General features: G+C 63.2%; 19 protein-coding genes and 2 pseudogenes. 14 read left to right on the top strand and 7 right to left on the bottom strand.

What is annotated here, in order from left to right; all coding sequences use genetic code 11:
* Nucleotides 1–65: 65 nt before the first annotated feature.
* From NMB96_RS04100 to NMB96_RS04110, 3 genes and pseudogenes are all read left to right on the top strand, one after another.
* Nucleotides 66–1,168, top strand: a protein-coding gene (locus tag NMB96_RS04100; protein WP_183086658.1) for an IS3 family transposase whose coding sequence is annotated in 2 segments (ribosomal slippage) — nucleotides 66–324 and nucleotides 324–1,168 — 1,104 coding nt in all. Because the reading frame shifts where the segments join, the coding sequence is not laid out codon by codon here.
* A 31-nt stretch (nucleotides 1,169–1,199) separates the two neighbouring features.
* Nucleotides 1,200–1,718: pseudogene (locus NMB96_RS04105) on the top strand (IS5 family transposase); the annotation flags it as partial.
* 118 nt (nucleotides 1,719–1,836) lie between these two features.
* A pseudogene (locus NMB96_RS04110) lies at nucleotides 1,837–2,019 on the top strand (XVIPCD domain-containing protein); the annotation flags it as partial.
* A gap of 120 nt (nucleotides 2,020–2,139) precedes the next feature.
* Here the strand turns inward: NMB96_RS04110 and NMB96_RS04115 are convergent.
* Nucleotides 2,140–3,021, bottom strand: coding sequence for an AbiJ-NTD4 domain-containing protein (locus tag NMB96_RS04115; protein ID WP_152025489.1), 882 nt, complete (start codon nucleotides 3,019–3,021; stop codon nucleotides 2,140–2,142).
* A gap of 192 nt (nucleotides 3,022–3,213) precedes the next feature.
* Nucleotides 3,214–3,579 carry a tetratricopeptide repeat protein gene (locus NMB96_RS04120; protein ID WP_043888846.1) on the bottom strand — a complete coding sequence of 122 codons (366 nt, stop codon included), beginning with the start codon at nucleotides 3,577–3,579 and terminating at the stop codon, nucleotides 3,214–3,216.
* Between the two features lie 683 nt (nucleotides 3,580–4,262).
* On the opposite strand from NMB96_RS04120, the gene gvpU reads away from it, so the two are divergent.
* Nucleotides 4,263–4,721: a gas vesicle accessory protein GvpU gene (gene gvpU / locus NMB96_RS04125; protein ID WP_023902228.1), complete on the top strand. Its 459-nt coding sequence runs from the start codon at nucleotides 4,263–4,265 to the stop codon at nucleotides 4,719–4,721.
* Nucleotides 4,722–4,906: 185 nt separating this feature from the next.
* Nucleotides 4,907–6,499: a hypothetical protein gene (locus NMB96_RS04130; RefSeq protein ID WP_255086328.1), complete on the top strand. Its 1,593-nt coding sequence runs from the start codon at nucleotides 4,907–4,909 to the stop codon at nucleotides 6,497–6,499.
* Nucleotides 6,500–6,649: 150 nt separating this feature from the next.
* On the opposite strand, the gene NMB96_RS04135 is transcribed toward NMB96_RS04130, so the two are convergent.
* Both NMB96_RS04135 and NMB96_RS04140 read right to left on the bottom strand, forming a co-directional pair.
* Nucleotides 6,650–9,175: a S9 family peptidase gene (locus tag NMB96_RS04135; RefSeq protein WP_255086329.1), complete on the bottom strand. Its 2,526-nt coding sequence runs from the start codon at nucleotides 9,173–9,175 to the stop codon at nucleotides 6,650–6,652.
* Between the two features lie 114 nt (nucleotides 9,176–9,289).
* Nucleotides 9,290–10,177 (bottom strand): alpha/beta fold hydrolase, encoded by an 888-nt coding sequence (locus NMB96_RS04140; RefSeq protein ID WP_425520903.1) that lies wholly within the window; start codon nucleotides 10,175–10,177, stop codon nucleotides 9,290–9,292.
* A 393-nt stretch (nucleotides 10,178–10,570) separates the two neighbouring features.
* Between NMB96_RS04140 and NMB96_RS04145 the strand changes: the two genes are divergently transcribed.
* Nucleotides 10,571–11,461 (top strand): LysR family transcriptional regulator, encoded by an 891-nt coding sequence (locus NMB96_RS04145; RefSeq protein ID WP_255086331.1) that lies wholly within the window; start codon nucleotides 10,571–10,573, stop codon nucleotides 11,459–11,461.
* 93 nt (nucleotides 11,462–11,554) lie between these two features.
* On the opposite strand, the gene NMB96_RS04150 is transcribed toward NMB96_RS04145, so the two are convergent.
* On the bottom strand, nucleotides 11,555–12,754 hold the full coding sequence (locus NMB96_RS04150; RefSeq protein ID WP_255086332.1) for an MFS transporter: 1,200 nt from the start codon (nucleotides 12,752–12,754) through the stop codon (nucleotides 11,555–11,557).
* Nucleotides 12,755–13,073: 319 nt separating this feature from the next.
* A complete protein-coding gene (locus NMB96_RS04155) occupies nucleotides 13,074–13,967 on the bottom strand; it encodes a LysR family transcriptional regulator (RefSeq protein ID WP_255086333.1) in 894 nt (297 codons plus the stop codon).
* A 775-nt stretch (nucleotides 13,968–14,742) separates the two neighbouring features.
* Between NMB96_RS04155 and NMB96_RS04160 the strand changes: the two genes are divergently transcribed.
* The 8 genes from NMB96_RS04160 (at nucleotide 14,743) to NMB96_RS04195 (ending at nucleotide 21,354) form a co-directional block, all read left to right on the top strand.
* Nucleotides 14,743–16,017 (top strand): allantoate amidohydrolase, encoded by a 1,275-nt coding sequence (locus tag NMB96_RS04160; protein ID WP_343237622.1) that lies wholly within the window; start codon nucleotides 14,743–14,745, stop codon nucleotides 16,015–16,017.
* The gene (locus NMB96_RS04165) at nucleotides 16,007–17,263 is read left to right on the top strand and encodes a pyridoxal-phosphate-dependent aminotransferase family protein (protein ID WP_255086335.1); all 1,257 of its coding nucleotides are present in this window, start codon (nucleotides 16,007–16,009) and stop codon (nucleotides 17,261–17,263) included. Before NMB96_RS04160 ends, NMB96_RS04165 begins: the two co-directional genes overlap by 11 nt.
* Nucleotides 17,260–18,150 carry an allantoinase PuuE gene (gene puuE / locus NMB96_RS04170; protein ID WP_255086336.1) on the top strand — a complete coding sequence of 297 codons (891 nt, stop codon included), beginning with the start codon at nucleotides 17,260–17,262 and terminating at the stop codon, nucleotides 18,148–18,150. The genes NMB96_RS04165 and puuE overlap by 4 nt, the downstream gene beginning before the upstream one ends.
* Nucleotides 18,147–18,542 carry an oxalurate catabolism protein HpxZ gene (gene hpxZ / locus NMB96_RS04175; protein ID WP_255086337.1) on the top strand — a complete coding sequence of 132 codons (396 nt, stop codon included), beginning with the start codon at nucleotides 18,147–18,149 and terminating at the stop codon, nucleotides 18,540–18,542. The genes puuE and hpxZ overlap by 4 nt, the downstream gene beginning before the upstream one ends.
* Nucleotides 18,539–19,030, top strand: coding sequence for a 2-oxo-4-hydroxy-4-carboxy-5-ureidoimidazoline decarboxylase (gene uraD, locus NMB96_RS04180; RefSeq protein WP_023902215.1), 492 nt, complete (start codon nucleotides 18,539–18,541; stop codon nucleotides 19,028–19,030). The genes hpxZ and uraD overlap by 4 nt, the downstream gene beginning before the upstream one ends.
* The gene (gene hpyO / locus NMB96_RS04185) at nucleotides 19,027–20,448 is read left to right on the top strand and encodes an FAD-dependent urate hydroxylase HpyO (RefSeq protein ID WP_255086339.1); all 1,422 of its coding nucleotides are present in this window, start codon (nucleotides 19,027–19,029) and stop codon (nucleotides 20,446–20,448) included. The genes uraD and hpyO overlap by 4 nt, the downstream gene beginning before the upstream one ends.
* Entirely contained in the window at nucleotides 20,418–20,777 is a 360-nt protein-coding gene (gene uraH, locus NMB96_RS04190; RefSeq protein ID WP_255086341.1) for a hydroxyisourate hydrolase, read from the top strand. The genes hpyO and uraH overlap by 31 nt, the downstream gene beginning before the upstream one ends.
* Before the next feature lie 103 nt (nucleotides 20,778–20,880).
* A complete protein-coding gene (locus NMB96_RS04195; protein ID WP_055825363.1) occupies nucleotides 20,881–21,354 on the top strand; it encodes a YehS family protein in 474 nt (157 codons plus the stop codon).
* A 971-nt stretch (nucleotides 21,355–22,325) separates the two neighbouring features.
* Here NMB96_RS04195 and NMB96_RS04200 read toward each other — a convergent pair.
* Nucleotides 22,326–24,443 (bottom strand): methyl-accepting chemotaxis protein, encoded by a 2,118-nt coding sequence (locus NMB96_RS04200; protein ID WP_303623040.1) that lies wholly within the window; start codon nucleotides 24,441–24,443, stop codon nucleotides 22,326–22,328.
* Nucleotides 24,444–24,483 lie beyond the last annotated feature (40 nt).

Genomic DNA, 24,483 nt, shown 5'->3' on the forward strand with positions numbered 1-24,483 from the left:
CGTCCCCCCGATTTTGAGTAGCGCCTCAGTTTGGAGTCCAATTCCCTACCCCGAGGAGATTGGACGTGAAGAAACGTTTTACTGACGAGCAGGTCATCGGCTTTCTGCGCGAAGCCGAAAGCGGCGTGGCGATCAAGGACCTGTGCCGGCGCCATGGCTTCAGCGAGGCCTCGTACTACCTGTGGCGCAGCAAATTCGGCGGGATGAGCGTGCCTGATGCCAAGCGGCTCAAGGACCTCGAGTCCGAGAACGCGCGGCTGAAGAAGTTGCTGGCCGAGCAATTGTTCGAGAACGACCTGATCAAGGATGCGCTGCGAAAAAAGTGGTAAGCGCACCGGCGCGTCGTACGCTGGTGCGCGAGTGGATCGGGCGTGGCGCCAGCGAGCGTCGCGCCTTGGCAGCGATCGGCATGAGCGCCAGTGCGCTGCGCTATTGCCCACGCGAAGACCGCAATGGCGAACTGCGCGAGCGCATCGTTGCGTTGGCGCATCGCCATCGCCGCTATGGCGTGGGAATGATCTATCTCAAACTGCGACAGGAAGGGCGCATCGTGAACTACAAACGGGTGGAGCGGTTGTACCGCGAGCAGCAGCTACAGGTCCGACGGCGCAAACGCAAAAAGGTGCCAATAAGCGAGCGTCAGCCGCTGCTGCGGCCAGCGCAGGCCAATCAGGTGTGGTCGATGGACTTCGTGTTCGACCGCACTGCCGACGGTCGGGTGGTCAAGTGTCTGGTGATCGTGGACGATGCAACCCACGAAGCGGTCGCCATCGACGTGGAGCGCGCGATCTCGGGACATGGCGTTGCGCGCGTGCTGGATCGGTTGGCACACAGTCGCGGTTTGCCGAAGGTGATCCGCACTGACAACGGCAAGGAGTTTTGCGGCAGGGCGATGGTCGCCTGGGCACATGCCCGTGGTGTGCAGTTGCGGCTGATCCAACCCGGCAAACCGAACCAGAACGCCTACGTCGAATCGTTCAACGGCCGACTACGCGACGAATGCCTCAACGAGCACTGGTTCCCGACACTGCTGCACGCGCGCACCGAAATCGAACGCTGGCGACGCGCGTACAACGAAGAGCGACCCAAGAATGCAATCGGCGGCATGACCCCGGCTGCTTATGCCCAACATCTGGCAAACACCGATATCATTACCCCCGGACTCTAAACCAAGCCGCTACTCAGGGCGGGGGGACGTCGCCGACAACGCGCGCGACCCTGAGATGCATCAGACCAAGAAGGGCAATCAGTGGTATTTCGGGATGAAGGCGCACATCGGCGTGGATGAATTTTCCGGGTTGGTGCACCACGTCCATTGCACAGCCGCCAACGTCGCCGATGTCACGGTGATGCACACGTTGCTGCATGGCAAAGAAGACAGCGTGTTCGGCGATAGCGGCTACACCGGTGCGGACAAACGCGAAGAACTGCAGGCCTGCAAGGCTGCATTCTTCATCGCCGCCAGGCCCTCGACGATGCAAGCCCTCGGCAACAAACGCGAGCGTGCTCGGGAAAGACGTTGGGAACACTTCAAGGCCAGCGTGCGCGCGAAGGTGGAGCATCCATTCCGGGTGATCAAGCGCCAGTTCGGCTACACCAAGGTCCGCTATCGCGGCCTGGCCAAGAACACCGCGCAGGTGCTGACCTTGTTTGCGCTATCGAACCTGTGGATGAAGCGAAAGCAGTTACTGCCGACGATGGGGAACGTGCGCCTGTAACCCGGGCAACACCCTGCAAACGCGCCGGAAACGGCAAAAAAATCGAGGATCTGAGCGCCGTCAGCCTGGTCGATGTGGTTAGGCTCATCCTCCGATGCCGTTGATCAGACCATCCCTAGACGACCCGGCGAGCAAACGCGTGCATGTGCAAATTGACCAGGCGATCAACATTCCGCTTGAGCAATCAGACCAGACGTTGCTGGCAGCTAATCAGGCGATTGCGCAGGAAAGGCAGCTCACGCAACAACAGGAACTCGCGCGTGGGGTGAATGACGCTAATCCAAGCGGACCGACACGATGAGGTATGCCACGACCAAGCTGTTTTCCACATAGGTCTGCACATACGTATCCGACCATACCCTCATTGAGTTGAGGTCAGCCTGATATACGACTTTCACCTCTGAAAGGAAAAAACTTCAATTTAAGGTCGCTCGGCACCCTCTCCGCCCACCTCAATGAGGTAGCAAATCATTGATAAGGCAGTCTGTACAATCATTTCAGCCTCGGCTCTCGTAGGAGCTACTCCATCGATGTGTCCATGACGAACGAACGGAGAGTCATTCGAATAGGCATATAGCTTTTCTATGATGTCCAAACTCCAGCGGTTGAAATCACCTCTCTTTCGAAGCTCTTTTACTCCGGCACCAAGAGTAGCTACCTTAGGAGCGATGACCTTGATGACGCTTTCCAATGCGCTGATGATCTCTCGAACACTGTTTGCCTCGTCGACCGGATGAGTTAGCAGGTAGCTCAATGAACGCTTGTAGTGCTCGCGAGCGCTTTTAAACCGGCTATCGAGCGCAGCATTGGCTGAAGAGATTGATCGATTCATTGCACGGATCTTGCGCTTCAGTTCCCCATGCGCATCCATTTGCCAGCCGATGTTCTCCTCATCCAGGAGATCGTTCAGACGAATCCTATAAACTTCAAACTTAGCAGGGCTATCAAACGAAAAGTGATCATCCTTCTCAATAAGCAGTTCGGCGAGCAACTCGACAAAGTCAAAAAACTGAGGCCAACAACTACCTTTGAGGTGTGTCGTCAGTGCTTCCCAAGAACTACACTCGCCCCATTCGTGCGGATCTCCGTCTATACGGCATCGAGCCAAAAACAGCTCATGCACCTCATCGATTCCTAAGGGCTCTCGCCTGGCTATTCGCGTGGAACGGCTTTCACCAACATAAGTTGGTAGCAACAGCTTTATATATCCAACGCGCAGAGATAACGGTGCGTCGTCAAAAATCAGTGGGCCTCGCTTTTCGAGCCTAGCAGAGAAGCGACGACGCTTAGTTTGAACAACCATCTGACCAGCCAGGTTTGTGAGTTGGGCTGAGTGTACGAGGGGCAGGCCTCGGCAGCCATGCACAACTCTGTGGATAAGTCCTCTCTGGGATTCAAGAGAAATCTTGGGTACGGCCAAAACCCAATTCGGGCTTAGATATCTTAGGGTGCACCTTATATATGGTAGAACCACCCAGCAGCCTGGCGATCCTTATCAGTGCGCCTGAGGATCGAAGTACGCCTGCCAGGACTGAAGCGATGACTTGAATGCCTTTGACTTGTTGAAGAATGTCATGGCATCACTGCTTCTAGAGTTAAGCAATGCAACACCAAGATTGAAGAAGGTATTTCTGTCCTGTGACCCGTGCGCTATCGCGTAGCGCAACTGCACTGCGGCGGCTTTGTGTTGACCTTGATCACAAAGGACTGCACCCAGGCAGGTGAGCAAGAGCGGGTTGTTTGGATCGTCCAACAGCGCTTCCGAAAGCAGTCGCTCGGCTAGTGCAAGATTTACCTCCCACTTCTCTGGAGATAGAAACCCCTCTCGAACCAGCAATTTGCAGTCTTCTACGGTCTTCATTGGTAGCGAGCTTCTCTCTACACGATATGGGTAAATCTTGATCGAGACCGAGCCAAGTCATTGCAATGGCATCCCTTTCTTAGCTCGCTAAACATCTTGGCAAATGGCTATATATCTTCGGGGGTTCGCTGGGCAACGCGCAACCAATGTGTTCTTTGGGCGACCATCGCCTATCACAGCCACTACGATTGGCCTTCTCTTCGACGCGGTTTGATTTTATCGGTGCCCCTCTAATGAAGAGACGGGCGTGAGTGGCGAGCGATCAAGGCTAACAAGTGTCAGAAAAACCATATCTAGTCGCGAAATTTCATCAGAAAATTTCATCCCTTGAGGCCTATACCGGGCCGTGACGGACTGCTAAGGACATCGCCAAGCTGCGCCGCTACTCCCCGATGGCTCGGAACGAACGTTGACTGACAGCCCCAATCGAGCACCCGCGCGAGCAAGGAGCTTGTGCAACAGCACAAGCTAGCGCTGAGGATCAAGACTCCAACCAGGGCAGGCCAACAAGGCAAACATGTCATAGACTCTGGGGCATGCTCTCCAAGGCGACGATAGCGGACCCAACCGCGCCGATCACTGGACAGGACGCACCTGCTTTCTTGGGCATGCGGGGCGATGCGTAGGCACGTCGCTGCGCTTACTTCAACATACGCGTTACACCTTCCACCAAGGAGAGCCACATGACAGATCAAGACGACAATCAACCGAACCTGGAAGACATCAAGCTGGCGTTCGACGGCCAGAGCCTGGATTGGTATCTGCAGAAGCTGGTCGCCACCGTCAATAGTTCGAACGTGCAGTTCGGCATTACGCTGTTTGTCGAAGGCATCATCGTTTCTGGCCAGCTGGTCAGCGGCAAGCAGTATTTCGAGGCGTTCGCGCAGGAATTTTCTGCGGCCTATCCCGGCAGCGTCGAAGAAAAAGAAGATATCCGTCGCGCGTTTGCCAGCCATGCCAGCATCTACGACACGGAAGAGGACGCTCAGCAGAGCAGCACGCCTCCGCAGTTCCTTCACCTGATCGAGTCGCGTTGCTTCTCGCCCGGCGGCCAGCCATTGCCCAGCAACCGTGGTGTGCTGTGGCGCGGCAAAGTGAATGCCGTCTCCGGCTTTACCCTGGGGTCGCTCTCGGCAGATTAGGGCTGGCAGGCTCGGTCTTCGGGTGATGTGCCCGTCATCTCACACCGGACTATCTGAAAGATCGACAAGAGCGCCCTCCGCTGCGCGACGCGATCTGTGCGCAACGCCACGTGGCGATTGGATCCGCAGACGCTAGGCTTCTGACGGCGCTTTGAAAGGGCCAAACGCCACACAGGGAGAACACCATGGCGACATTCAACGTGGCAATCGATCCACTGGGCGCAGCCCCAAGCGAGACCTCGTCGGACGCGGTCGGCATCTGTCTCTCCGGCGGCGGCAGTCGTGCGCTGTCGTGTGCGCTGGGTCAACTGCGCGGGCTGCGCTCCCTGGGGCTTCTGGACAAGGTGGCGGCGATCTCTTCGGTGTCCGGCGGGACATGGGCCAATGTGTTGTTCACCTATCTGCCGACGTCGATCAGCGATGACGACTTCCTCGGGCCGGTGGTGCTGGATCCAGCGCAACTCACCTTGGACGAGCTGGGGAAGATGGGCAGCAACAATCTCGGCCAGGTGCCGTATCGTCTTGGCACGTTGCCGATCGTCGCTGAACTCGCCGAGTACCGGCTGAGCAAACGCTACGCGCCGGCGGATATGTGGCAGGCGGTGATCGGCAAGCTGGTATTGAAGGATTTCGGCTTGTGGAATCCGGATGCCACAGGCGTCGATCCGCGTTATTTCACCGGCACGACGCAGTATCTGGCGGAAGGCCCGCTGCTGCGCAATCCGCAGTTGAGCAGCGACAACTTCTACACCATCCGCGACGGGCGGCCGTTACCGATCTTCAATACGTCTGTCTTCATCAACGACAGCGTGACCTCGGATCTGGTGCCGTTCGAAGCCAACTGGTTGCTTGGCGTGCGTGGCGTTTTCAACCAGCCTGAGCAACTCGGTGTCATGGGTGGAGGTCTGATCGAGTCGTTCGCGATGGGCAGCGATTACATCGCCGACGCTGGTGCCGACGGAGTCACTACCAGCGTGCCGCTGCGCGTCTTCAGTCTCAATGACATCGCCGGTTGCAGCAGCATGGCGCCGGCGCAGGACTTCGAAGAGAAGTTTCCCGAGATCAATGGCCTGGTGCCGCGTTATCCGTACTGGCCGGTCGATGGTCGTGAGAGCCAACCGACGCTAAGTTACCGCTTCGCCGACGGCGGCAACCTGGAGAACCTGGGCATCATGCCGCTGCTGGCACGCGGTATTGCGCGTCTGCTGGTGTTCGTCAATTCCGATCAAGGGGTGAACATCGACCCGGAATCAGGCGAAACCGTGGTTGCCGACGACCTGCCGCCGCTGTTCGGGCTACAGCCGTTCTGCGAGAAAACGCGCAGCTATCCGGCATACGCCAACGAGCAATTGTGCGAAGACGCCAACGGCATGTTCCGGCACAACCAGGTGTTCGACACCGCCGCATTCGATGCCTTGAAACAGGGGCTGCTGGCAGCCAAAAAATCCGGTGGCGCGTTACTGGTGCGGCAGACCTTGCGCGTGCTGGCAAATAGCTGGTTCAACGTGCCGGCGCAGCAGTCGGTCGAGGTGCTGTGGGTGTACAACGATCTGGTGCGTGCATGGTGGAAGCAATTGCCGGATGAAACGCAGATTGAGCTGGATCTGCAAAGCGTGGACGATTTTCCGCTCTATGGCACGGTCACCCAGCTGCATCTGTCCTATCCGTTGGTCAACGCGCTGGCGCATCTGAGTTGCTGGAACCTTGCTTCCGACAGCACGGTGGGCAACCCCAACGGGCAAAGCAATGCCGATGTGGTGCGTGGCATGTTTGCGTGATACGTGCACAGCGCTGTGGCCGCCAATGCAGCCACTCACCAAACGGGGCCGGAGCGCGCTTTACCAGACAGCATCTGCCTGCAAAGAACACTCCAACCCCGCGCTGATGCCAATGCCAGCTTTGAATAACACGCTGCATTGGCACGCCACTTACTGCTTTGGCTTGCCAGCCGCCTGCTTTGGCTTGCTAGCCGCGTCGCGCGGCGGGGCGTTTTTCACGTAACGGTCGAACCAGTCCAGCATCTCGGCGACCACGTCTTCGGTGGATTCGCGTGCGGTGTACCAATGCGGTTCGAACGGCAGCAACACCAGCCGCGCAGTGCCGCCGTTGCCACGGATCGCCTGGAACAACCTCGGTGCCTGAGTGGTTTCGGTCCCGGGGTTGGCGTCGTCCATGCCGTGCACGATCAACAACGGTTCGTTGATCTTGTCGGCGTGGAAGAACGCAGACGCCTGTGCGTAGACTTCCGGCGCGGCCCAGAACGAACGGCGCTCGTTCTGGAAACCGAATGGCGTCAGCGTCTTGTTGTAGCTGCCGCTGGTAGCGGCGCCGGCGCGGAACAGGTCGGTCTGTGCCAACAGGTTGGCCGTCATCAGCGCGCCGTGGCTATGCCCGGTGACGCCGATCCGTTGGCGATCGACCACGCCCAGTTCCACTGCCTTGTCCACCGCAGCGGTGGCGTCGTCCACCAGTTGCTGCAGGTAGGTGTCGTACGCGGTCTTGGGGTCGCCGACGATGGGGAACGCGGCATCGTCGATGATCGCGTAACCGGCCAGCAGCAGCACCTGGTAGTAGCTCAGCCGGGTGAAGTCGCGTTCGCTGGCGCCGCTGACCTGGCCTGCCTTGGAGGGGTCGGCATAATCGAGCGGGTAGGCGTACAGGATCGCCGGCACGCGCGTGCCTTCCTGATAGCCGGGCGGCGTGTACAGGGTGAACGACAGCTCCACGCCGTCCTTGCGCTTGTAGGTCACCAGCCGCTTCTTGATCTGCCGCACCAGCGGGGTCGGATCCGGAAAGTGGGTGACCGGCGAGGCGGTCGAAGCAAGGACCGCCTCGCCCGTGGCCGCCGTCGGCAGCGGCTGGCCCAGCGTGCGCAGATACACATTGGGCGGGTCGGTCAGCGACTGGTGCCAAGTCAACAGGCGCGACACATCGTCGCCGGCAAAACCGAAGAACAGCTCGTCCACATTGGCATCGCTGCGGAATAGCCGCTGGGTCTTGCCACTGGCCACCTCATAGCGATCCAGAAACGGCCGGTCGCCCGCCGGCGAGGCGCCCTGCCCGCTCAGGAACAACGCACCACGCTCTTCGCGCAGCACGGCCTGGCCGTTGGCCAGCACACGCATCTCCGTCAGGCCAGGATCGGCGTACAGGTCGTCGGTGGACAGGTCGAACAGCACACGTCCGGCAGTGCCGGGGCGGTCGGCATCCAGCAAGGTGGTACGCCGCCAGTGGCGGTTTTCGTCGTATTCGTCCAGCAGCGCTTGCCCACCTTCGGCAAACCACGACACGCCGGAATAACGCTGCTGCACGCGGGTGACTTCACGCGGTTTGGCGGTGAACGGTGCAGCCAGCGTCATCAATTTGTCGCGCGCGGGCACATTGGTTTTCCAATCGCCACCATCCAGCGCTTCGGCCCAGACCAGCGTGGCCGGCTGGTTGGCGCGCCAGGAATACGCACGCGGGCCAATCGACACACCTTGCACCGGCACCCGGTCGGCAACCGGCAGATCGGCCAACACGCGCTCGCTGCCATTGGCCAGATCCAACACCGCCACAGCGTGAGCGAAACGTGCGTAGGTAGTGACGTAGGAGTACGGCTGCTTCAACCGTTGCACCAGCACGTGGCGGCCATCGGGCGCGCCATCCACGTTGCTGTAGACCGCAGGCGTACCGAGCTTGCGCTGGCTGCCGTTGGCCACATCCACCGTGAGCAGCTGGGAGGTGGCGTAGTAGGTAAACAAGGCCTCGTCTTCGGGGCTGGCGAGCGTATCGCGCGCTTCATAGGTGCTGCTTTCGCCCTTGCCCTGGATGGTTTCCTTGACCTCCGGGCCTGGCGGCACCGCGGCCTTGCGCGGGGCGGCGCCCAGGTCTTGCGGTACCGTCTTCAGCAGCAGGGTGTCGCTGCCGCCCAGCCACTGGATCTCGCCGCCCAGCACCGGGTTGAGTTGCACACCGTCGATCCTGCGCACGTTGCCAGTGGCCACTTCGCCCACCCACAGCTCGACGCGATCGGCCGCAGTGTTGTTGAAGGCGAAGCGGCGCCCGTCCGGCGACCATACCGGCGCTGCCGGACAGGCACCGGCCGGCAGGTTCACGGCGGTCTGCTTGCCGCTTGCAACATCCACCAGGCTGAAGCCCTGCAGGCAGGAACGAATGCCGTAACCGTTGGACATGTCGTGGCGGCTATGCGTGCGCGGCTCCACACGCACGCCGGCCAGCTTCAGATACGGCTCGGCCACGCGCGCGATCGGCGGGTACTGGGTGCGCTGCACCAGCAACAAGGTCTTGCCGGTGGGGTCCAACCGCGGCGACGGATTGAGCGGTGCGCGCAACACGCTCAACAATGGCTCCGGTGGCTGCCGGTAACCGCCATCGGGCGTGCCGGCAACCGCAGACACCGGCAAAAGGCTGGCAAGCACCAGTAACCCGCTCCATCGGTACGCGGTGAGCATCTCGGTAGTTCTCCGGGGAATGATCACAGCAACCTAGCACGCCGACACAACGGCTCATATGCGCCCGAACGCAGCCCTGTCGCTGCGTCCGCAGGACGCGTGCAAACGACGCAGTTACGCCGATGCCTTGAACGTGCGCGACAGGAACTCGCCGATGTAGCGCGCAATCTCCGGCGCATGCGTTTCCAGCGCGAAGTGGCCCGCATCCAGCAGATGCACTTCGGCCTTCGGCAGATCCTTGCGATACGCCTGCGCGCCCGGCGGAATGAAGGCTGGATCGTGCTTGCCCCACACCGCCAGCAACGGTGGCTGATGCTTGCGGAAATACGCGTGGAATCGCGGATAGGCGGCCACATTACTGCGGTAGTCCAGGATCAGATCGAGCTGGATCTCTTCGGCACCCGGGCGCGCCATGTACGCGATATCCAACGTGTAGCCATCGGGCGACAGCTTGCTCGGGTCGGCACCGGTGCCGTACTGCCAGTCACGGATGGTTTGCGGCGACAGCGACCCGCGGCAAGCCTGGCGATTGGCCGCAGTTGGCTCGCGCCAATACGTCTGCCAAGGCCCCCATTGGTCGCTGAAACCTTCCAGATACGCATTGCCATTTTGGCTGATGATGGCGCTCACCTTGTGCGGATTTGCCGCAGCCAATCGAAAACCGACCGGCGCACCGTAATCGAACACATACATGCTGTAGCTGGCGAGTCCCAACGCCTCGGTGAAGCCTTCGATCACTTTGTAAAGGTTCTCAAACGTGTAATCGAACTGCCCGCGCGGCGGTGCCTTGGTATTGCCGAAACCGGGTAAATCCGGCGCGATCAGGCGGTATCGATCTGCCAGCAGCGGCATCAGATCGCGAAACATATGGCTGGCACTGGGGAACCCGTGCAGCAGCAGCAACACCGGCGCATCTTTACGCCCGGCCTCGCGGTAGAACACCTCTACATCACCGACCTGTTGGGTGTGGAAAGTGACGCGGGATGTGTCGTCGATCGGCATAGTGGTCCCTTTGGTTGCAATTGCAGTATTGGAAAGTTCGGCAGCGCCGAGCGCGCCGGCGCCAAGTGCGTACGCGGTGCCTATGCACGATGCCAGCAGCAGGGTGCGGCGGCTGATCCCTGTTGTGGCGTTGTCGGTAGTGGCTGCGATGAGCGCATCGGTATGCGCCATGGAAATTCCCAGATCGATGACGTGGCGGCCATGCTAGGTACACAGGCAGCTGTCGAGAACCGCCAAGGGTGTCAATTCACCATTGCCGTTGCTGCAATGCTGCGCGCAGGTGCGCAGTGCGTGCGATCGCCAGTCATTGCGTGGGTCGCGTAGCGCGCATCGGCAGGCTGCTACCCTGCCGCCACCTCCGACCTTGGGACGCACGTGGACCGCATCCAGGAAATGACACTGTTTGCCGCGCTTGCAGAGCAAACAAGCTTTGCCGGCGTTGCGCGGCGTCTTGGCATTTCCACCGCAACGGTCACCCGCACCATCGCGCAACTGGAAAGCCGCCTGGGCGTGCTGCTGGTCGTGCGCACCACACGCAACATGCGGCTCACCGAAGCCGGGCAGCAGTACGCCATCGATTGCCGGCGCCTGCTTGCCGATTTGGACGACATCGAAAATAGAGCGGCCGGGTTGCATGCACTTCCCAGCGGCTTGCTGACAGTAACCGCGCCGCAAATGTTCGGCGCATTGCATGTCACACCGCTATTGACGCGCTTTCTGAGTCAATACCCATCGATGACTGCGCGCACCATGCTGGTCGACCGCGTACTGCCGCTACTGGACGAAGGCATCGATGTGGCGGTACGCATCGGCGTACTGCCCGACTCGTCGCTGACTGCCATCCCGGTCGGCAGCGTGCGTCGCATGGTCTGCGCCTCGCCCGGCTATCTGGCAGGGCACGGCACTGCGCAGCGGCCGGACGATTTATTGCAGCACGCCACCATCTCCACCGCATCTTCCGAGCGTCCTCCCAAATGGCCGTTCCGCATCGATGGCCGTGAGCATCTGGTAGAGGTCGCCTCACGCCTCAATGTGACCTCGTTCAACGCCGCCATCATCGCCGCAGTGCAGGGCTGGGGACTGACGCAGGTGCCGTCTTACCAGATCCGCGAACACCTGCAGAGCGGCAAGCTCACGTGCATCCTCGACGCGTTCGAGATCGCACCAGAGCCGGTGCACGTGGTCTACGTGGAAGGACGCCGGGGCTCATCCAAGGTACGCACGTTTGTCGATTATTGCGTGGATGCCCTGCGGCAGGATCTGGGTTTTTACGCTGGCGTTTGAGCTGATGACTTGATCGAACCCTTGCTCTGGCGGCATAGCGTGGCGCGAGCTGCCTTCCATGCGATGAGCGCTGCATCGTGCAATCACCAGCACTCAGGGCTGCAAACGATCGCCCCGCCCTGCCACCAAGGACGATGCCAGCAGCAACACGCTTGCACCCACGAACGTGGCACCAATGGAGACATGATCCAGCAGGACACCGCCTGACGCGCCGCCCAGCATGATGGAGAGCTGGATCGCGGCAACCATCAAGCCGCCACCACTTTCCGGTGCATCCTTGATGCAGCGGCTCAGCCAGGTGGACCACGCCACCGGCATCGCCGCATTGAGCGTGCCCCAGGCGATCATCGCAATTGCCACAGCCCACACAACATGGCCGGCGAGCAGCATGCACATGGTCGCCACGCCCAGCGCGACCGGCAGCACCGTGAGCAGGGTGAACAAGCGCTTGGGCACCAGCGCGGTGGCGGCATAGGTCCCGACGAACCCGGCCAAACCCAAGCCAAGCAGCAACAACGACAGTTGCGACACATCGACCCGCGCAATGGTTTCCAGAAACGGGCGAAAGTAAGTGAATGCAGAGAACGCGCCGGCAAACCCGAGCATCACCGCCAGCATGGCGCGCGCAACATAGCGACGCTTCAACAAGGTGACGATACCGCTCAGCGAAGTGGCACTTTGCGCTGGCATCGACGGCAGGCTGCGCCACTGCCAGACGATGGTGAGCGCAACCAGCGGCAGCATGCCCCAAAACACACCGCGCCAGCCGATGGTCGCGCCCAGATAGCTGCCCAACGGCGCGGCGAATGCGGCAGCGACCGCGTTACCGATAAATATGATGCCCAAGGCCTTTGGCACTGCGGGCTCGGGCATGATGCGCATCACCGTGGCGGTGGACAACGCCCAGAACCCACCGATGACGACACCGAGCAGCGCACGCGCGGCCATCAACATGCCGAAGCTGTGCGCGTTGGCGATCAACAACAGCGACACCAACATCGCCGTGGTCAGCGTGAGCAGCACATGACGCCGATTGAAGCGCGACGACAGCGGTGCGATCAGCAAGCTGGCGACCACGGCGAACAGGCCGGAGATCGAAATCGCCTGCCCGGCCATGCCAGCGCTTGCGTGCAGATCCGCAGCGATCGGCGTGAGCAGGCTCACCGGCATGAATTCGGAGGCGATCAACAACGCAACGCACAGCGACATCGAGCCGACTGCGCTCCAGGTCTGGCGTGTTGCTGCGGGTGCGGCACGGGATGGTGTGTCTGTGGCGAGCGAACTGGCTGGCATGTGGGGGCCTTGCGCGAAGAGTGGATGCGGTAAGAACGCCACGCCGCAAGCGCGCGATGTAGCGCCGCTCGAGAGCGAACCTGGCGTTCGAGAGGGATGCGCTGCAGACAGCGATGCGACGCATCGACATACCACTGCAGCGACGCACGACGGGCGCAATGCAGCAACGGATGCTGCGGCTCGGGCGTGCGCGTGTCTGGAGGTGCTGCAGCTTACGCAGGTAGCGGGCGGCGATAAAGATGTCTGATCCGCACGGGCTTATGAAGCCCGCTCATCAACGGCGTGCTTGCATCGAACGCCTATCCAAGCCGCGCATCCATCAGCCTTTGTAGCGCAACGCATCGACCACCAGGTTGAACGCCGGCGAGGAATGCCGGCGACTGGGATAGAACGCGTGCAAGCCCGGCCAGGTGGGCGACCAATCCTTCATCACCCAGCGCAGGCGCCCGGCCTTGAGATGCGGACGCGCCAGATCTTCCTGCACGAACGCGATGCCGAAGCCGTCCACCGCTGCATCCAATGCTTCGTAGGTGCCGTTGAAGGTCAGCTGGCCCTCCACGCGCACGATGACCTCGCGGCCGTCCTTTTCCAGTTCCCAGGCGTAGATGCCGCCGGCGGTTTTCATGCGCAGATTGATGCAGCTGTGCGCGGTGAGATCCTGCGGTGTCTTGGGGATGGGTCGGCGTGCGAGATAGGACGGTGCCGCGACGATCGCCATGCGCATGTCCGGCGCGATGCGCGCGGCAATCATGTCTTTTTCGACTTGGTCGCCCAGGCGCACGCCCAGGTCGTAGCGGTCGGCCACGATGTCGGTCAACCCGTTGTCGACCACGATCTCGACCTTGATGTCTGGGTACTGACGCAGCAGCTTGGACAACTTGGGCCACAGGATCGCGCGCGCGGCGTAGTCGGTGGCGGTGATGCGCACCGTGCCTGCGGGCGTGTCGCGCATTTCGCTGAGTGCAGACAGCGCCTCTTCGATTTCTGCAAAGCGCGGCGCCACCGTCTGGATCAGGCGCTCGCCGGCTTCGGTCGGCGCCACGCTGCGCGTGGTGCGGGTCAGTAACCGCAGCCCGAGGCTGGCTTCCAGCCCACGAATGGTGTGACTCAGCGCCGATTGCGAGACACCCAACTTGGCTGCAGCACGCGTGAAGCTGCCCTCGCGAACGATGGCGATCAGCGCCAGCAGGTCCTTGAAACTGTCGCGGGCCATTGGTGAATCCGATTCATGGAATGTAGGCGACTGTAGCAGCCGTTCGGATGCGAGGCGGCGGCGCTTCTGCCCCTCTCCTTTTTTCGGCAGAAGGGTTGGGGTACGGGTACGGGTGCGGGTACTCAGTAGTCTCGATGCGGCCGTACCCTCATCCGCCCTTCGGCACCTTCTCGCGATGGGAGAAGGATCCTGCGGGGCGCCAAGGCACGGCTTGCGCGCCACTGGCGTGCGTGCATGTTGCGCCCGCGCCGCCAGCGCAGGCCTGGGCGCGGAACGAAGCAGTCGGTGATTCACTTCTGAAGGCGGGTGGCGACGCGTTTGTCATTGCAAGGCCTGACAGCTCTCTGCGGCGCACCCTCGTCCGCCCTGCGGTGCCTTCTTCCGTCAGGAGAGGTGATACCAAAGCCCCTCTCCTGCGGGAGAGGGCTTGGGGTGAGGGTACGGCCGCCCAGCATTCTCGACGCTGCCGTACCCTCATCCGCCCCTTCGGGGCACCTTCTCCCGATGGGAGAAGGAAAAACCGCAGCCGCCACCGCCCGTCGCATTTTTTGCAACGCCTGACCCTAAAAAAACCGCTTTGGGGTGACGGGGGTGGTTCGTATAGTCGATTGGACGGCTGCCGACTGCCGTGCACGCTCCTGTCGCCATTGCTGCAAGGGCGACCAACTGTCGGCGCGCCCCCTTTCCACGCCGCCTGCGGAGGTTCCATGCGTCAGCATCTTTCGCCTTGCGGTCCGCGCAGCGCCTGTGAAACAAAGTACCTGCACGGCGCCGCATGCTGAGCGCTCCAATCACCGCAGCAACCGACCATTGCTCCGGCGCACGCGCGGTGGCGCGCTGCGATGCACTGGGCGTCGCACCGTACAGCGACACACCCGGCGGCCTGTTCCGCGCCTGGCTCAGCCCGGCGCATCGCGCGGCCACCGCGCAGGTGAGCGAGTGGATGCGCCAGGCCGGCATGCAGGTGCGACTGGACGCAGCGGCCAATCTGATCGGCCGCTACGACGGCGCACATGCAGATGCGCCGGCACTGCTGATCGGCAGCCATCTGGACAGCGTGCGCGATGCCGGGCGCTACGACGGCCCGCTCGGCATCCTGCTTGGCATCGAATGCGTGGCCGCGCTGCATGCACAGGGTCGGCGCCTACCGTTTGCGATCGAAGTCATCGCCTTCGGCGACGAAGAAGGTTCGCGTTTCCCGGCATCGATGTTCTGCAGCCGCGCGGTGGCCGGCACATTGAATCCGGCCACACTGGCCGTGGTCGATGCCGACGGCGTCGAGGTGGCGGCGGCACTCACCAACTGGGGCCTGGATATCGCAGCGATCGGCCACGCCGCACGCGCCCCGGGCAGCGTGCTGGCCTATCTGGAAACGCATATCGAACAAGGCCCGGTGCTGGAAGCCGAAGGCCTGCCGGTCGGCATCGTCACCGCCATCGCCGCGCAACGCCGCTTCGCCCTGCGCTTCGACGGCCGCGCCGGCCATGCCGGCACCACCACGATGGGCTTGCGCCGCGACGCGTTGAGCGCAGCGGCCAACGCACTCCTGGCGATCGAGCGCATCGCCCGCGCCGGCAGCGACGATCTGGTCGCCACCGTCGGCAAACTGCAGGTCGCGCCCGGCGCCACCAACGTGGTGCCGGGCCGGGTGGACTGCACGCTGGACGTGCGCGCAGGCGACGATGCCAGCCGCGATGCGGCCGTGCTACAGATCGAACACGCACTCGCACAGATCAGCAAAGAACGCGGCATCGCCATCGCCATCGACCCGTTGCAAACCCTCGCCGCCAGCCCCTGTGCACCGGCGTTGATCGCACGGCTCGAACACGCAGTCGCCGCGCAAGCCATCGCGCCGCGCCAACTGGTCTCCGGTGCTGGCCACGATGCGATGGTGATGGCCGCGCTGTGCCCCACCGCGATGCTGTTCGTGCGCTGCGCCGGCGGCATCAGCCATCATCCGGACGAACACGTCGCCCCGGCCGATGCCGAGGTTGCCTTGGCGGTCATGCGCCACTTCATCGAACACCTGGGAGATCCCCTTGTCACCTGATCTGCGTCACCTGCACACCTTCGGCGAACTCGATCCCCCGCAGCGGCTGTTGATGGGCCCGGGCCCGGTCAACGCACATCCGCGCGTGCTGCGCGCGATGGCGGCCGATCTGCTCGGCCAGTTCGATCCGGAAATGACCACCTACATGAACGAGGTGATGGCGCTGTACCGGCCGCTGTTCGGCACCGAGAATCGCTGGACGTTTCTGGTCGATGGCACTGCGCGCGCCGGTATCGAAGCGGCCTTGGTCTCGCTGGTCACCCCGGGTGACCGCGTGCTGGTCATCAACTTCGGGCGCTTCGGCCTGCTGCTCACCGAAATCCTGGGCCGGCTCGGCGCCGAGGTGCATACGGTGGATGCGCCTTGGGGCGAGGTGGTGCCGCTGAGCGCGATTGCCGAAGCGATCGAGCGCGTGGCACCCAAGCTGGTGGCCACCGTGCACGGCGACACTTCCACCACGATGGCGCAGCCGCTCGACGGCCTCGGCACGCTGTGCCGCGCGGCCGGCGCGCTGAGTTACGTGGATGCCACCGCCACCATCGGCGGGATGGAGATCGCCAGCGATCGCTGGGATGTGGACGTGGTGACCGGCGGCTTACAGAAATGCCTGGGCGGGCCATCCGGCTCGGCACCGATCACCGTGTCCGAACGTGCGGCCGAGGCGATCTTCGCGCGCCGCCATGTCGAACGCGGCATCGTGCGCGACGACATCGTCAACGGCAGCGGGCCACGCATCGCCTCGAATTATTTCGATCTGGCGATGATCATGGATTACTGGTCCGACAAACGCCTCAACCACCACACCGAAGCCACCACCATGCTCTACGGCGCCCGCGAATGCGCGCGTGTGGCCCTGCAGGAAGGGTTGGATGCACGCTTCGCCCGCCATGCTGCGGCCGGGCGCGCGGTGAGTGCCGGCATCCGTGCATTGGGGCTGGAGGTGTTCGGCGACGATGCGTACCGCATGACCAATGTTACCGGCGTGGTGATTCCGCCAGGCATCGACAGCGATGCGGTGCGTCGACGCATGCGCGAGGATTTCGAGATCGAGATCGGCACCGCGTTCGGGCCGTTGCAAGGCGGGATCTGGCGCATCGGCGCGATGGGCTACAACGCGATGAAGCACAAGGTGTTGATCACCCTGGCCGCGCTGGAAGCCGTGTTGCGCGCCGAAGGCTATGCGTGCACACCAGGGCTGGCGGTGGAAGCCGCACTGGCGGCCTGGCATGCGGAGCCGCATGCATGAGCACAGCGCGCGACCTGATCGGCTATGGCGCCACCCCGCCTGCGGCGCAGTGGCCCGGTGGCGCGCGCATCGCGGTGCAGTTCGTCATCAACTACGAAGAAGGCGCAGAGAACTGCGTGCTCAACGGCGATGCCGGCTCGGAAGCGTTTCTATCGGAAATGGTCGGCACGCAATCGCAGCATGGTACGCGCGCCATGGCGATGGAAAGCCTGTACGAATACGGCAGCCGCGCCGGCTTCTGGCGGCTGCATCGGCTGTTCACCGCGCGCAACGTGCCGGTGACCGTGTTCGGCGTGGCGCAGGCATTGGCCTCCAATCCCGAGGCAGTGGCCGCGATGCAGGCAGCAGACTGGGAAATCGCCAGCCACGGCCTGCGCTGGATCGACTATCAACACGTGGATGAAGCCACCGAACGGGCGCATATCGCCGAGGCTATCGCCGTGCATACCCGCGTCACCGGCAGTCGCCCGCTGGGCTGGTATCAGGGCCGCACCAGCCCCAACACTGCGCGCCTGGTCGCCGAAGAAGGCGGCTTTGTCTACGACGCCGACAGCTACGCCGACGATGTGCCGTACTACGCCCATCAACATGGCCGTGCGCAGTTGATCGTGCCGTACACGCTGGATGCCAACGACATGAAGTTCGTCGCCTACAACGGCTTTGCCGATGGCGAGCCGTTCTTCCGCTATCTGCGCGACAGCTTCGAGCAACTACGCAGCGAAGGCGGGCGCATGCTGTCGATCGGCCTGCACGCGCGCATCGTCGGCAAGCCCGCACGCGCGGCCGCACTGGCGCGCTTTGTCGATCACGTGCTGGCCAGCGGCGATGCGTGGGTGGCGCGCCGCATCGACATCGCACGCCACTGGCTGCAGGTAAACCCGGCATGAGCATCCACGCCTCCGACGTCGATCTGCCCGAGGTGATCGCGCAAGTGACTGCCGCCTTCCATGCCTACGAGGATGCCTTGATGGGCGATGACATCGCCGCGATGGATGCGCTGTTTCACGCCGCGCCAAGCACGGTGCGCTATGGCGTAGGCGAAGTGCTGTACGGCATCGAGGCGATCCGCGCGTTTCGCATCGGCCGCGGCGGTTCGCCGCAGCGCCGGCTCGCGCATGTGCAAGTGCACGGCTTCGGCCGCGATTTCGCCACCACGCATGCGGAATTCGTTCGCGACGGCAGCAGCGCGCGCGGCCGCCAGAGCCAGAGCTGGGTGCGCTTTGCCGATGGCTGGAAAGTGGTGGCCGCGCATGTCTCCCTGCAAGGCACGCACGCATGAGCGTGGTCGATGCCAACGCGCTGGACAATGCCGCCTTCGTGGCGCGCTACCGCGAGTTGTTCGAGCACTCGCCGTGGGTGGTCGAACGCGCCGCACAGCGGCGCCCGTTCGACGATGTACATCGCGGGCTGATGCAGGTGGTGCTGGAAGCCTCGCAGGTGGATCAGATCGCCTTGATCCGCGCGCACCCGGAGCTGGCCGGCAAGGCCGCGATCGATCGCACACTCACGGCAGCATCGGCCGCCGAACAGGCCTCGGCCGGGCTGGATCGGCTCAGCGAAGCCGAGTTCAAGCGCTTCCATGCACTCAATCAGGCGTATCGCCATCGTTTCGGATTTCCATTCGTGATCTGCGTGCGGCTGCACGACAAGGCCGGCATTTTTGCCGCGCTGGAACGGCGGCTGGACGCATCGCGCAGCGAAGAAATTTCCACCGCCCTCGCCGAGATCGGCAAGATCGTTCACCTGCGCCTGGAGGCACTGCCATGAGCCTGGCCCAACTCGAACGCGAGCTCCACCACGATCTGCAACGCCTGGCCCACGGCGGCGACGCATGGACGCAGCCGCACGTGCATCCGGCCGGGCATGTGTATGACGTGGTGATTGTCGGCGCCGGCCAGAGCGGCCTGGGCGCGGCGTTCGCGCTGCAACGCGAGCGCGTGCACAACGTGCTGGTCATCGATGAAAACGCGGCCGGACAGGAAGGTCCGTGGGTGACCTACGCGCGCATGCAGACCTTGCGCACGCCCAAGCAGATCACCTCAATCGACCTGGGCGTGCCATCGCTGACCTTCCGCGCCTGGTGGGAGGCGCAACACGGCGTCGCCGGCTGGGACGCACTCGACAAGATTCCACGCGGCAGCTGGATGGATTATCTGCGCTGGTACCGCGCCGTGCTGCGCCTGCCGGTGCGTAACGCCACGCAACTGGCGCGGGTGGAACCGGACGTGGCGCCTGGCATCCATCGCCTGCATCTGGCGATGGGCGCACCGCTGTTGACGCGCAAACTGATCCTGGCCACCGGCATCCAGGGCGGCGGGCAATGGATGGTGCCGGAGTGGATCAGCCGCGCCCTGCCCGCGCAGCGCTATGCGCATACCTCCGGCCATATCGATTTCGCTGCACTGGCCGGCAAGCGGGTGGGCATTCTGGGCGGCGGCGCCTCCGCATTCGACAACGCCTGTTTCGCGCTGGATCAAGGCGTTGCCACTGCCGAAGTGTTCGTGCGCCGCAGCGAATTGCCGCGCATCAATCCGTTCCGCCACATGGAGCAGGCCGGCATCATTCCGCGCTTTCTGACGCTGCCCGATGCGGACAAGTACCGCATGATGGCCAGCTTCTTCGCGCACAACCAGCCGCCGACCAACGACACCTTCCAGCGCGCCTGCGCGCATGCCGGCTTTGCGCTGCATCTGGGCGCGCCATGGCTGGAGGTGGCCGAGCGCGAAGGCGAGGTGGTGGTGCGCACACCGCAGGGCGAACATCGCTTCGATTTTCTGGCGGTGGCCACCGGCTTGGTCACCGACCCGCAGCTGCGCCCGGAACTGGCCGCGCTGTCCGGGCGCATCGCCTGCTGGGCCGACCGCTACCAGCCGCCGCCGGGCCAGGCCAATCCGGTACTGGATGCGCATCCCTACCTTGGGCCTGGCTTCGAACTGCTGCCGCGCACGCCCGAGGATGCGGCGTTGCTGCACGGGCTTTTCGCCTTCAACTATTCGGCGCTGATCAACCACGGCCCTTCGGCGGCGGCATTGTCCGGGCTCAAGGTCGCGCTACCGCGGCTGGCACGCGCGGTGGCCGATCAGCTGTTCCTGGACGATCGCCAGGCCATCGTCGACAGCTACCTGGCCTACGACCAGCCCGAATTCATCGGCCAATGGCCGCAACCGACCCAGGCGGTGGCATGAGCACGCTCTCTACGCATGTGCTGGATACCGCCAGCGGCCGCCCCGCCGCAGGTATCGCGTTGCGCCTGTTCGCTGGCGAGACGCTGCGCTTCGAGGGTGTCACCAATGCCGATGGGCGCTGCCCGGAACTGGCCGCGCTCACGCTGCAACCGGGCCGGTATCGGCTGGAATTCGAGGTAGCCGGGTATTGGCGCACAACCGGCGTAGCGTTGACCGACCCGCCGTTTCTGGAGCAGGTGCCGATCGCCTTCGGCATCGCCGACGAGGGCCACTACCACGTGCCGCTGCTGCTTTCGCCGTACGGGTATTCCACTTATCGCGGCAGCTGAGCGACTTCAGGTCCGCAACGGACAGGGTCGGCATATGCCGCGTTGCGCATCGGCCCCGTAGAATGACGCCTTTCCGGCGACAGGCCGGGGCCCCGGAATTGTCATGATCCACAACGATGTACTGCGCAGCATCCGTTACATGCTCGACCTCAGCGACGACAAGGTGGTGGAAATCACCCACCTGGCCGACCCGGAGTTCGCGCTCGACAAGGCGCAGTTGCAGGCCTGGCTGAAGAAGGAAGACGAGCCCGGCTTCGAACCCTGCCCCGACGCGATGATGGCGCGCTTTCTCGATGGTCTGGTGCTGCGCTTCCGCGGCCGCGACGAGAGTCAGCCGGTGCGCCCGCTGGAGACCCGCGTCGGCAACAACCTGGTGTTGAAGAAGCTGCGGGTGGCCTTCGAGCTGAAGGACGTGGACATGCACGCCATCTTCGCCAGCGCCGGCTTCCCGTTGTCCAAGCCGGAGTTGTCTGCGCTGTTCCGCCAGCCCGGCCACAAGAATTTCCGCCCTTGCCTGGACCAGTTGCTGCGTGCCTTCCTCAAAGGCCTGACCGCCCGGATGCGCGAAGCGGGTTGATGCCTGGGTGGTGAGATTGGCCTGGCCTGGCCGTCTGCCGCGTGTCACGAGCAACGGGTTGCCGGTTGCCGGTTGCCGGTTGCCGGTTGCCGGTGCAGCTTGGAACTTTTCAACGCGGTGCGGCTAGGTCAGTAGCAGAGCAGCTGATCTGCTGCTTGGCTGCAGGGCCCTTGCCCGCCCACCATCGCGGGACACGCCGCAAGTACGTCCATGTAGGCTCTTACGCGACGGTGGGCGGACAAGGACTCGTCGAAATGGTCGGTCTGCGTAGCTTTCAACAAAGCAACCGACTAATTCTCTGGTGCGGTGAGGGCACCGTGCACTCGACCGACAAGGCTTTTTACCTGAGCTTCTGATTGCATCTAAACGGCGCTACGACTCAGTTCTAGTGTGTCGAAGTGATTGCTTAGCACGGATAGATCAGTTGCAGAGCGGATGATCTGCTGCTTGGCTGCAGGGCCCTTGCCCGCCCACCATCGCGGGACACGCCGCAAGTACGTCCGTGTAGGCTCTTCTGCGGCATCCATGCCGCATAAGGTCCCGCGACGGTGGGCGGGCAAGGACCAGGCGAGAGTGTCGGTATGCATAGTGCAAGCAATGCAGGACGTTCTTCTGATTGGCTAGCTATCGTGTCGTTCTGCGACCCGTACCAGCAAGCCCACGCACTTCCGAGACGCTCAGCTTTTTACCCGGCGACCGACCAACATTCTGGTGCGGTGTCCTCGCCGATTGCGGGACCGTGTGGCGGCATGGATGCCGCCACCGAGCCTCCACGGACGGATTCACGGCGTGTCCCGCGAGCGGTGAGGGCACCGCGCCCTCGACGAACTCAGCTCTTGATTGCATCTAGACGGATATCGACTGCGCGCCGCGCTGTCCCAAACGTTGTGCTGCACCACTCTTGCACTCAACGTGAGTGCAAGAGTGGTGCGTCAGTGCTTCGGCAAGCAGTGACACGGCGATCTGGAGCCTTACGCCGCAGCCGCCAACCGCGGCCGGCGTGCATCCAGGCGGAACACCGACACCGCCTCGCTCAGTTCCACCGCCTGCTCTTCCATCGCACGTGCTGCCGCTGAGGCTTCTTCCACCAGCGCGGCATTGCGCTGAGTGGTTTCGTCCATGTCGTTGACCGTGCGGGCGACCTGCTCGATGCCGGATGACTGCTCGCGCGACGCCGAAGAAATTTCCGCGATCAACGTGGTCACCTGCTGCACCGATTGCACGATCTGCTGCATCGTCTGCCCGGCCTGATCCACGCGTGCGCTGCCGCGCTCCACGCTGGCCACCGAGGCCTCGATCAACTGCTTGACCTCCTTGGCGGCGCCAGCCGAGCGCTGCGCCAGCGCGCGCACTTCCGAAGCGACCACGGCGAAACCACGGCCCTGTTCGCCCGCACGTGCGGCTTCCACCGCTGCGTTCAACGCCAGGATATTGGTCTGGAACGCGATGCCGTCGATGACACTGATGATCTCGGCGATTTTCTTGGACGAAACTTCGATCTCGCCCATGGTGTCGACCACGCTGGCCACCATCTCGCCACCGCGGCCGGCGATCTCGGCGGCGGCTTGCGCACCGCGGCTGGCCTGCTGCGCGGTGTCCGAATTCTGCCGCACGGTGGAGGTGAGTTCTTCCATCGAAGCGGCGGTTTCTTCCAGATTGGCGGCCTGCTGTTCAGTGCGCTGCGCCAGATCGTTGTTGCCGGCGGCGATCTCTGCCGAGGCGGTGCGAATGGTCTGTGCGGCCACGGTGATATCGCCGACGATATCGGTCAGGCGCTGCACGGTGGCATTGGCATCGTCGCGCATGCGCGCGAACACGCCCTGCTGGTTGCCGTGCATGCGTGCGGTCAGGTCGCCCTCGGCAATCGCCTTGAGCAGCTGCGACAACTCGGCCAGATTCTGGTCCACGTTCTGCATCAAGCCATTGAGGCCGGTGACCATGCCGCGGAATTCGAACTGGTAGGCCTCGGCATTGCCGCGCGTGGCGAAGTCGCCCGCCGCAGCGGCTTCGACCAGGCCACGGATTTCGCCATTGATCGCTGCCAGATTGCGCTTGGTGGCGTCCATCGCTTCGGTGATCTGCGCTTTTTCGCCCGGCAAACGCGGCATATCCACCGACATGTCGCCCACCGCGTAACGCTGCATCACCTGCAGCATGCTGCCGATCAATTCCACCTGCGCGCCGATCAAACCATTGGTGTCGTCGACCATGCGGCCGTAAGCACCCTGAAAGGCGTGCGCGTCCATGCGGTAACTCATCTGCCCGGCTTCGTGGCGCTGCGCCATGTCGGCCTGTGCGGTGGAGACGTCGGTCAGCGTGGTGACCACCTGCCCCATGGCCTGACCGAGCAAGCCGATTTCATCGCGATTGCTGACCACCGCGCGTGCCGACAGATCGCCGGCGGCCACCGAGCGTGCCGCACGTGCAACGGTTTCGATCGGGCGCACGATCGAGCGGCGGATCCACCAACCCAACACGACCACCAGACACAGCGCCGCAAACATCGTGGCCACCGCCGACAGCACCAGCTTGTGCTGCGCCGCCTGCGAACTGGCGAGCACGGCGGCATCGGCCAGGGTCTTGCTGCGCGTTACCAGCGCTTCCAGCGTCTGGCTGGGCGCACGGTCCATGCCCTTGACCAGTCGGTCGCCAACCTGGGTGTCGTAGCCGGCCTGCGCGAACTTGCCCAGCGCCGCTTCGTAATTGCTCTGCAAGGCCAGATGCGCCTTGGCGAAGTCCTGCGCCAGCGCGCGTGCCTGCGGGTCTTGGGTTGCCTTGATCAGCGCTTCGGTGCCTGCCTGTACCTTGGTGCCGTCCTTGCGGAAGGCGCTCAGGTGTTTGTCCAGCTGCGCCGGATCGCGGCCGCGGATCAGCACGTTCTTCCACTCCTGTACCTGCAAGCGGAAATCACGGCTGATCTCCTCGCTGCTGGAGGCCTGCGCCACTTCTGGCGGCACCTTGCCCGAGAGGCTCAGCCACGCCGTCCCCAAGCCGCCGAGCGCACACAGCAAGATGACCGCCAGGCCAAGCGCAAGGGCGCCGAGCAGTTTGCTTTGCAGGCTGACGAACTTCGGGGTGGCAGCAGACATGGTGAATCCAGAGAGGGGATTACACCGGTTATCGACACCC

Origin of the sequence: Xanthomonas hortorum (assembly GCF_024339125.1) — a bacterium.
Lineage (GTDB): Bacteria > Pseudomonadota > Gammaproteobacteria > Xanthomonadales > Xanthomonadaceae > Xanthomonas > Xanthomonas hortorum.

Bases quoted from the DNA above. Each gene is read 5' to 3' on its own strand.
- NMB96_RS04115 (WP_152025489.1), bottom strand. From the start codon at position 3,021: ATGGTTGTTCAAACTAAGCGTCGTCGCTTCTCTGCTAGGCTCGAAAAG.
- NMB96_RS04120 (WP_043888846.1), bottom strand. From the start codon at position 3,579: ATGAAGACCGTAGAAGACTGCAAATTGCTGGTTCGAGAGGGGTTTCTA.
- gvpU (WP_023902228.1), top strand. From the start codon at position 4,263: ATGACAGATCAAGACGACAATCAACCGAACCTGGAAGACATCAAGCTG.
- NMB96_RS04130 (WP_255086328.1), top strand. From the start codon at position 4,907: ATGGCGACATTCAACGTGGCAATCGATCCACTGGGCGCAGCCCCAAGC.
- NMB96_RS04135 (WP_255086329.1), bottom strand. From the start codon at position 9,175: ATGCTCACCGCGTACCGATGGAGCGGGTTACTGGTGCTTGCCAGCCTT.
- NMB96_RS04140 (WP_425520903.1), bottom strand. From the start codon at position 10,177: ATGCCGATCGACGACACATCCCGCGTCACTTTCCACACCCAACAGGTC.
- NMB96_RS04145 (WP_255086331.1), top strand. From the start codon at position 10,571: ATGACACTGTTTGCCGCGCTTGCAGAGCAAACAAGCTTTGCCGGCGTT.
- NMB96_RS04150 (WP_255086332.1), bottom strand. From the start codon at position 12,754: ATGCCAGCCAGTTCGCTCGCCACAGACACACCATCCCGTGCCGCACCC.
- NMB96_RS04155 (WP_255086333.1), bottom strand. From the start codon at position 13,967: ATGGCCCGCGACAGTTTCAAGGACCTGCTGGCGCTGATCGCCATCGTT.
- NMB96_RS04160 (WP_343237622.1), top strand. From the start codon at position 14,743: ATGCTGAGCGCTCCAATCACCGCAGCAACCGACCATTGCTCCGGCGCA.
- puuE (WP_255086336.1), top strand. From the start codon at position 17,260: ATGAGCACAGCGCGCGACCTGATCGGCTATGGCGCCACCCCGCCTGCG.
- hpxZ (WP_255086337.1), top strand. From the start codon at position 18,147: ATGAGCATCCACGCCTCCGACGTCGATCTGCCCGAGGTGATCGCGCAA.
- uraD (WP_023902215.1), top strand. From the start codon at position 18,539: ATGAGCGTGGTCGATGCCAACGCGCTGGACAATGCCGCCTTCGTGGCG.
- hpyO (WP_255086339.1), top strand. From the start codon at position 19,027: ATGAGCCTGGCCCAACTCGAACGCGAGCTCCACCACGATCTGCAACGC.
- uraH (WP_255086341.1), top strand. From the start codon at position 20,418: ATGGCCGCAACCGACCCAGGCGGTGGCATGAGCACGCTCTCTACGCAT.
- NMB96_RS04195 (WP_055825363.1), top strand. From the start codon at position 20,881: ATGATCCACAACGATGTACTGCGCAGCATCCGTTACATGCTCGACCTC.
- NMB96_RS04200 (WP_303623040.1), bottom strand. From the start codon at position 24,443: ATGTCTGCTGCCACCCCGAAGTTCGTCAGCCTGCAAAGCAAACTGCTC.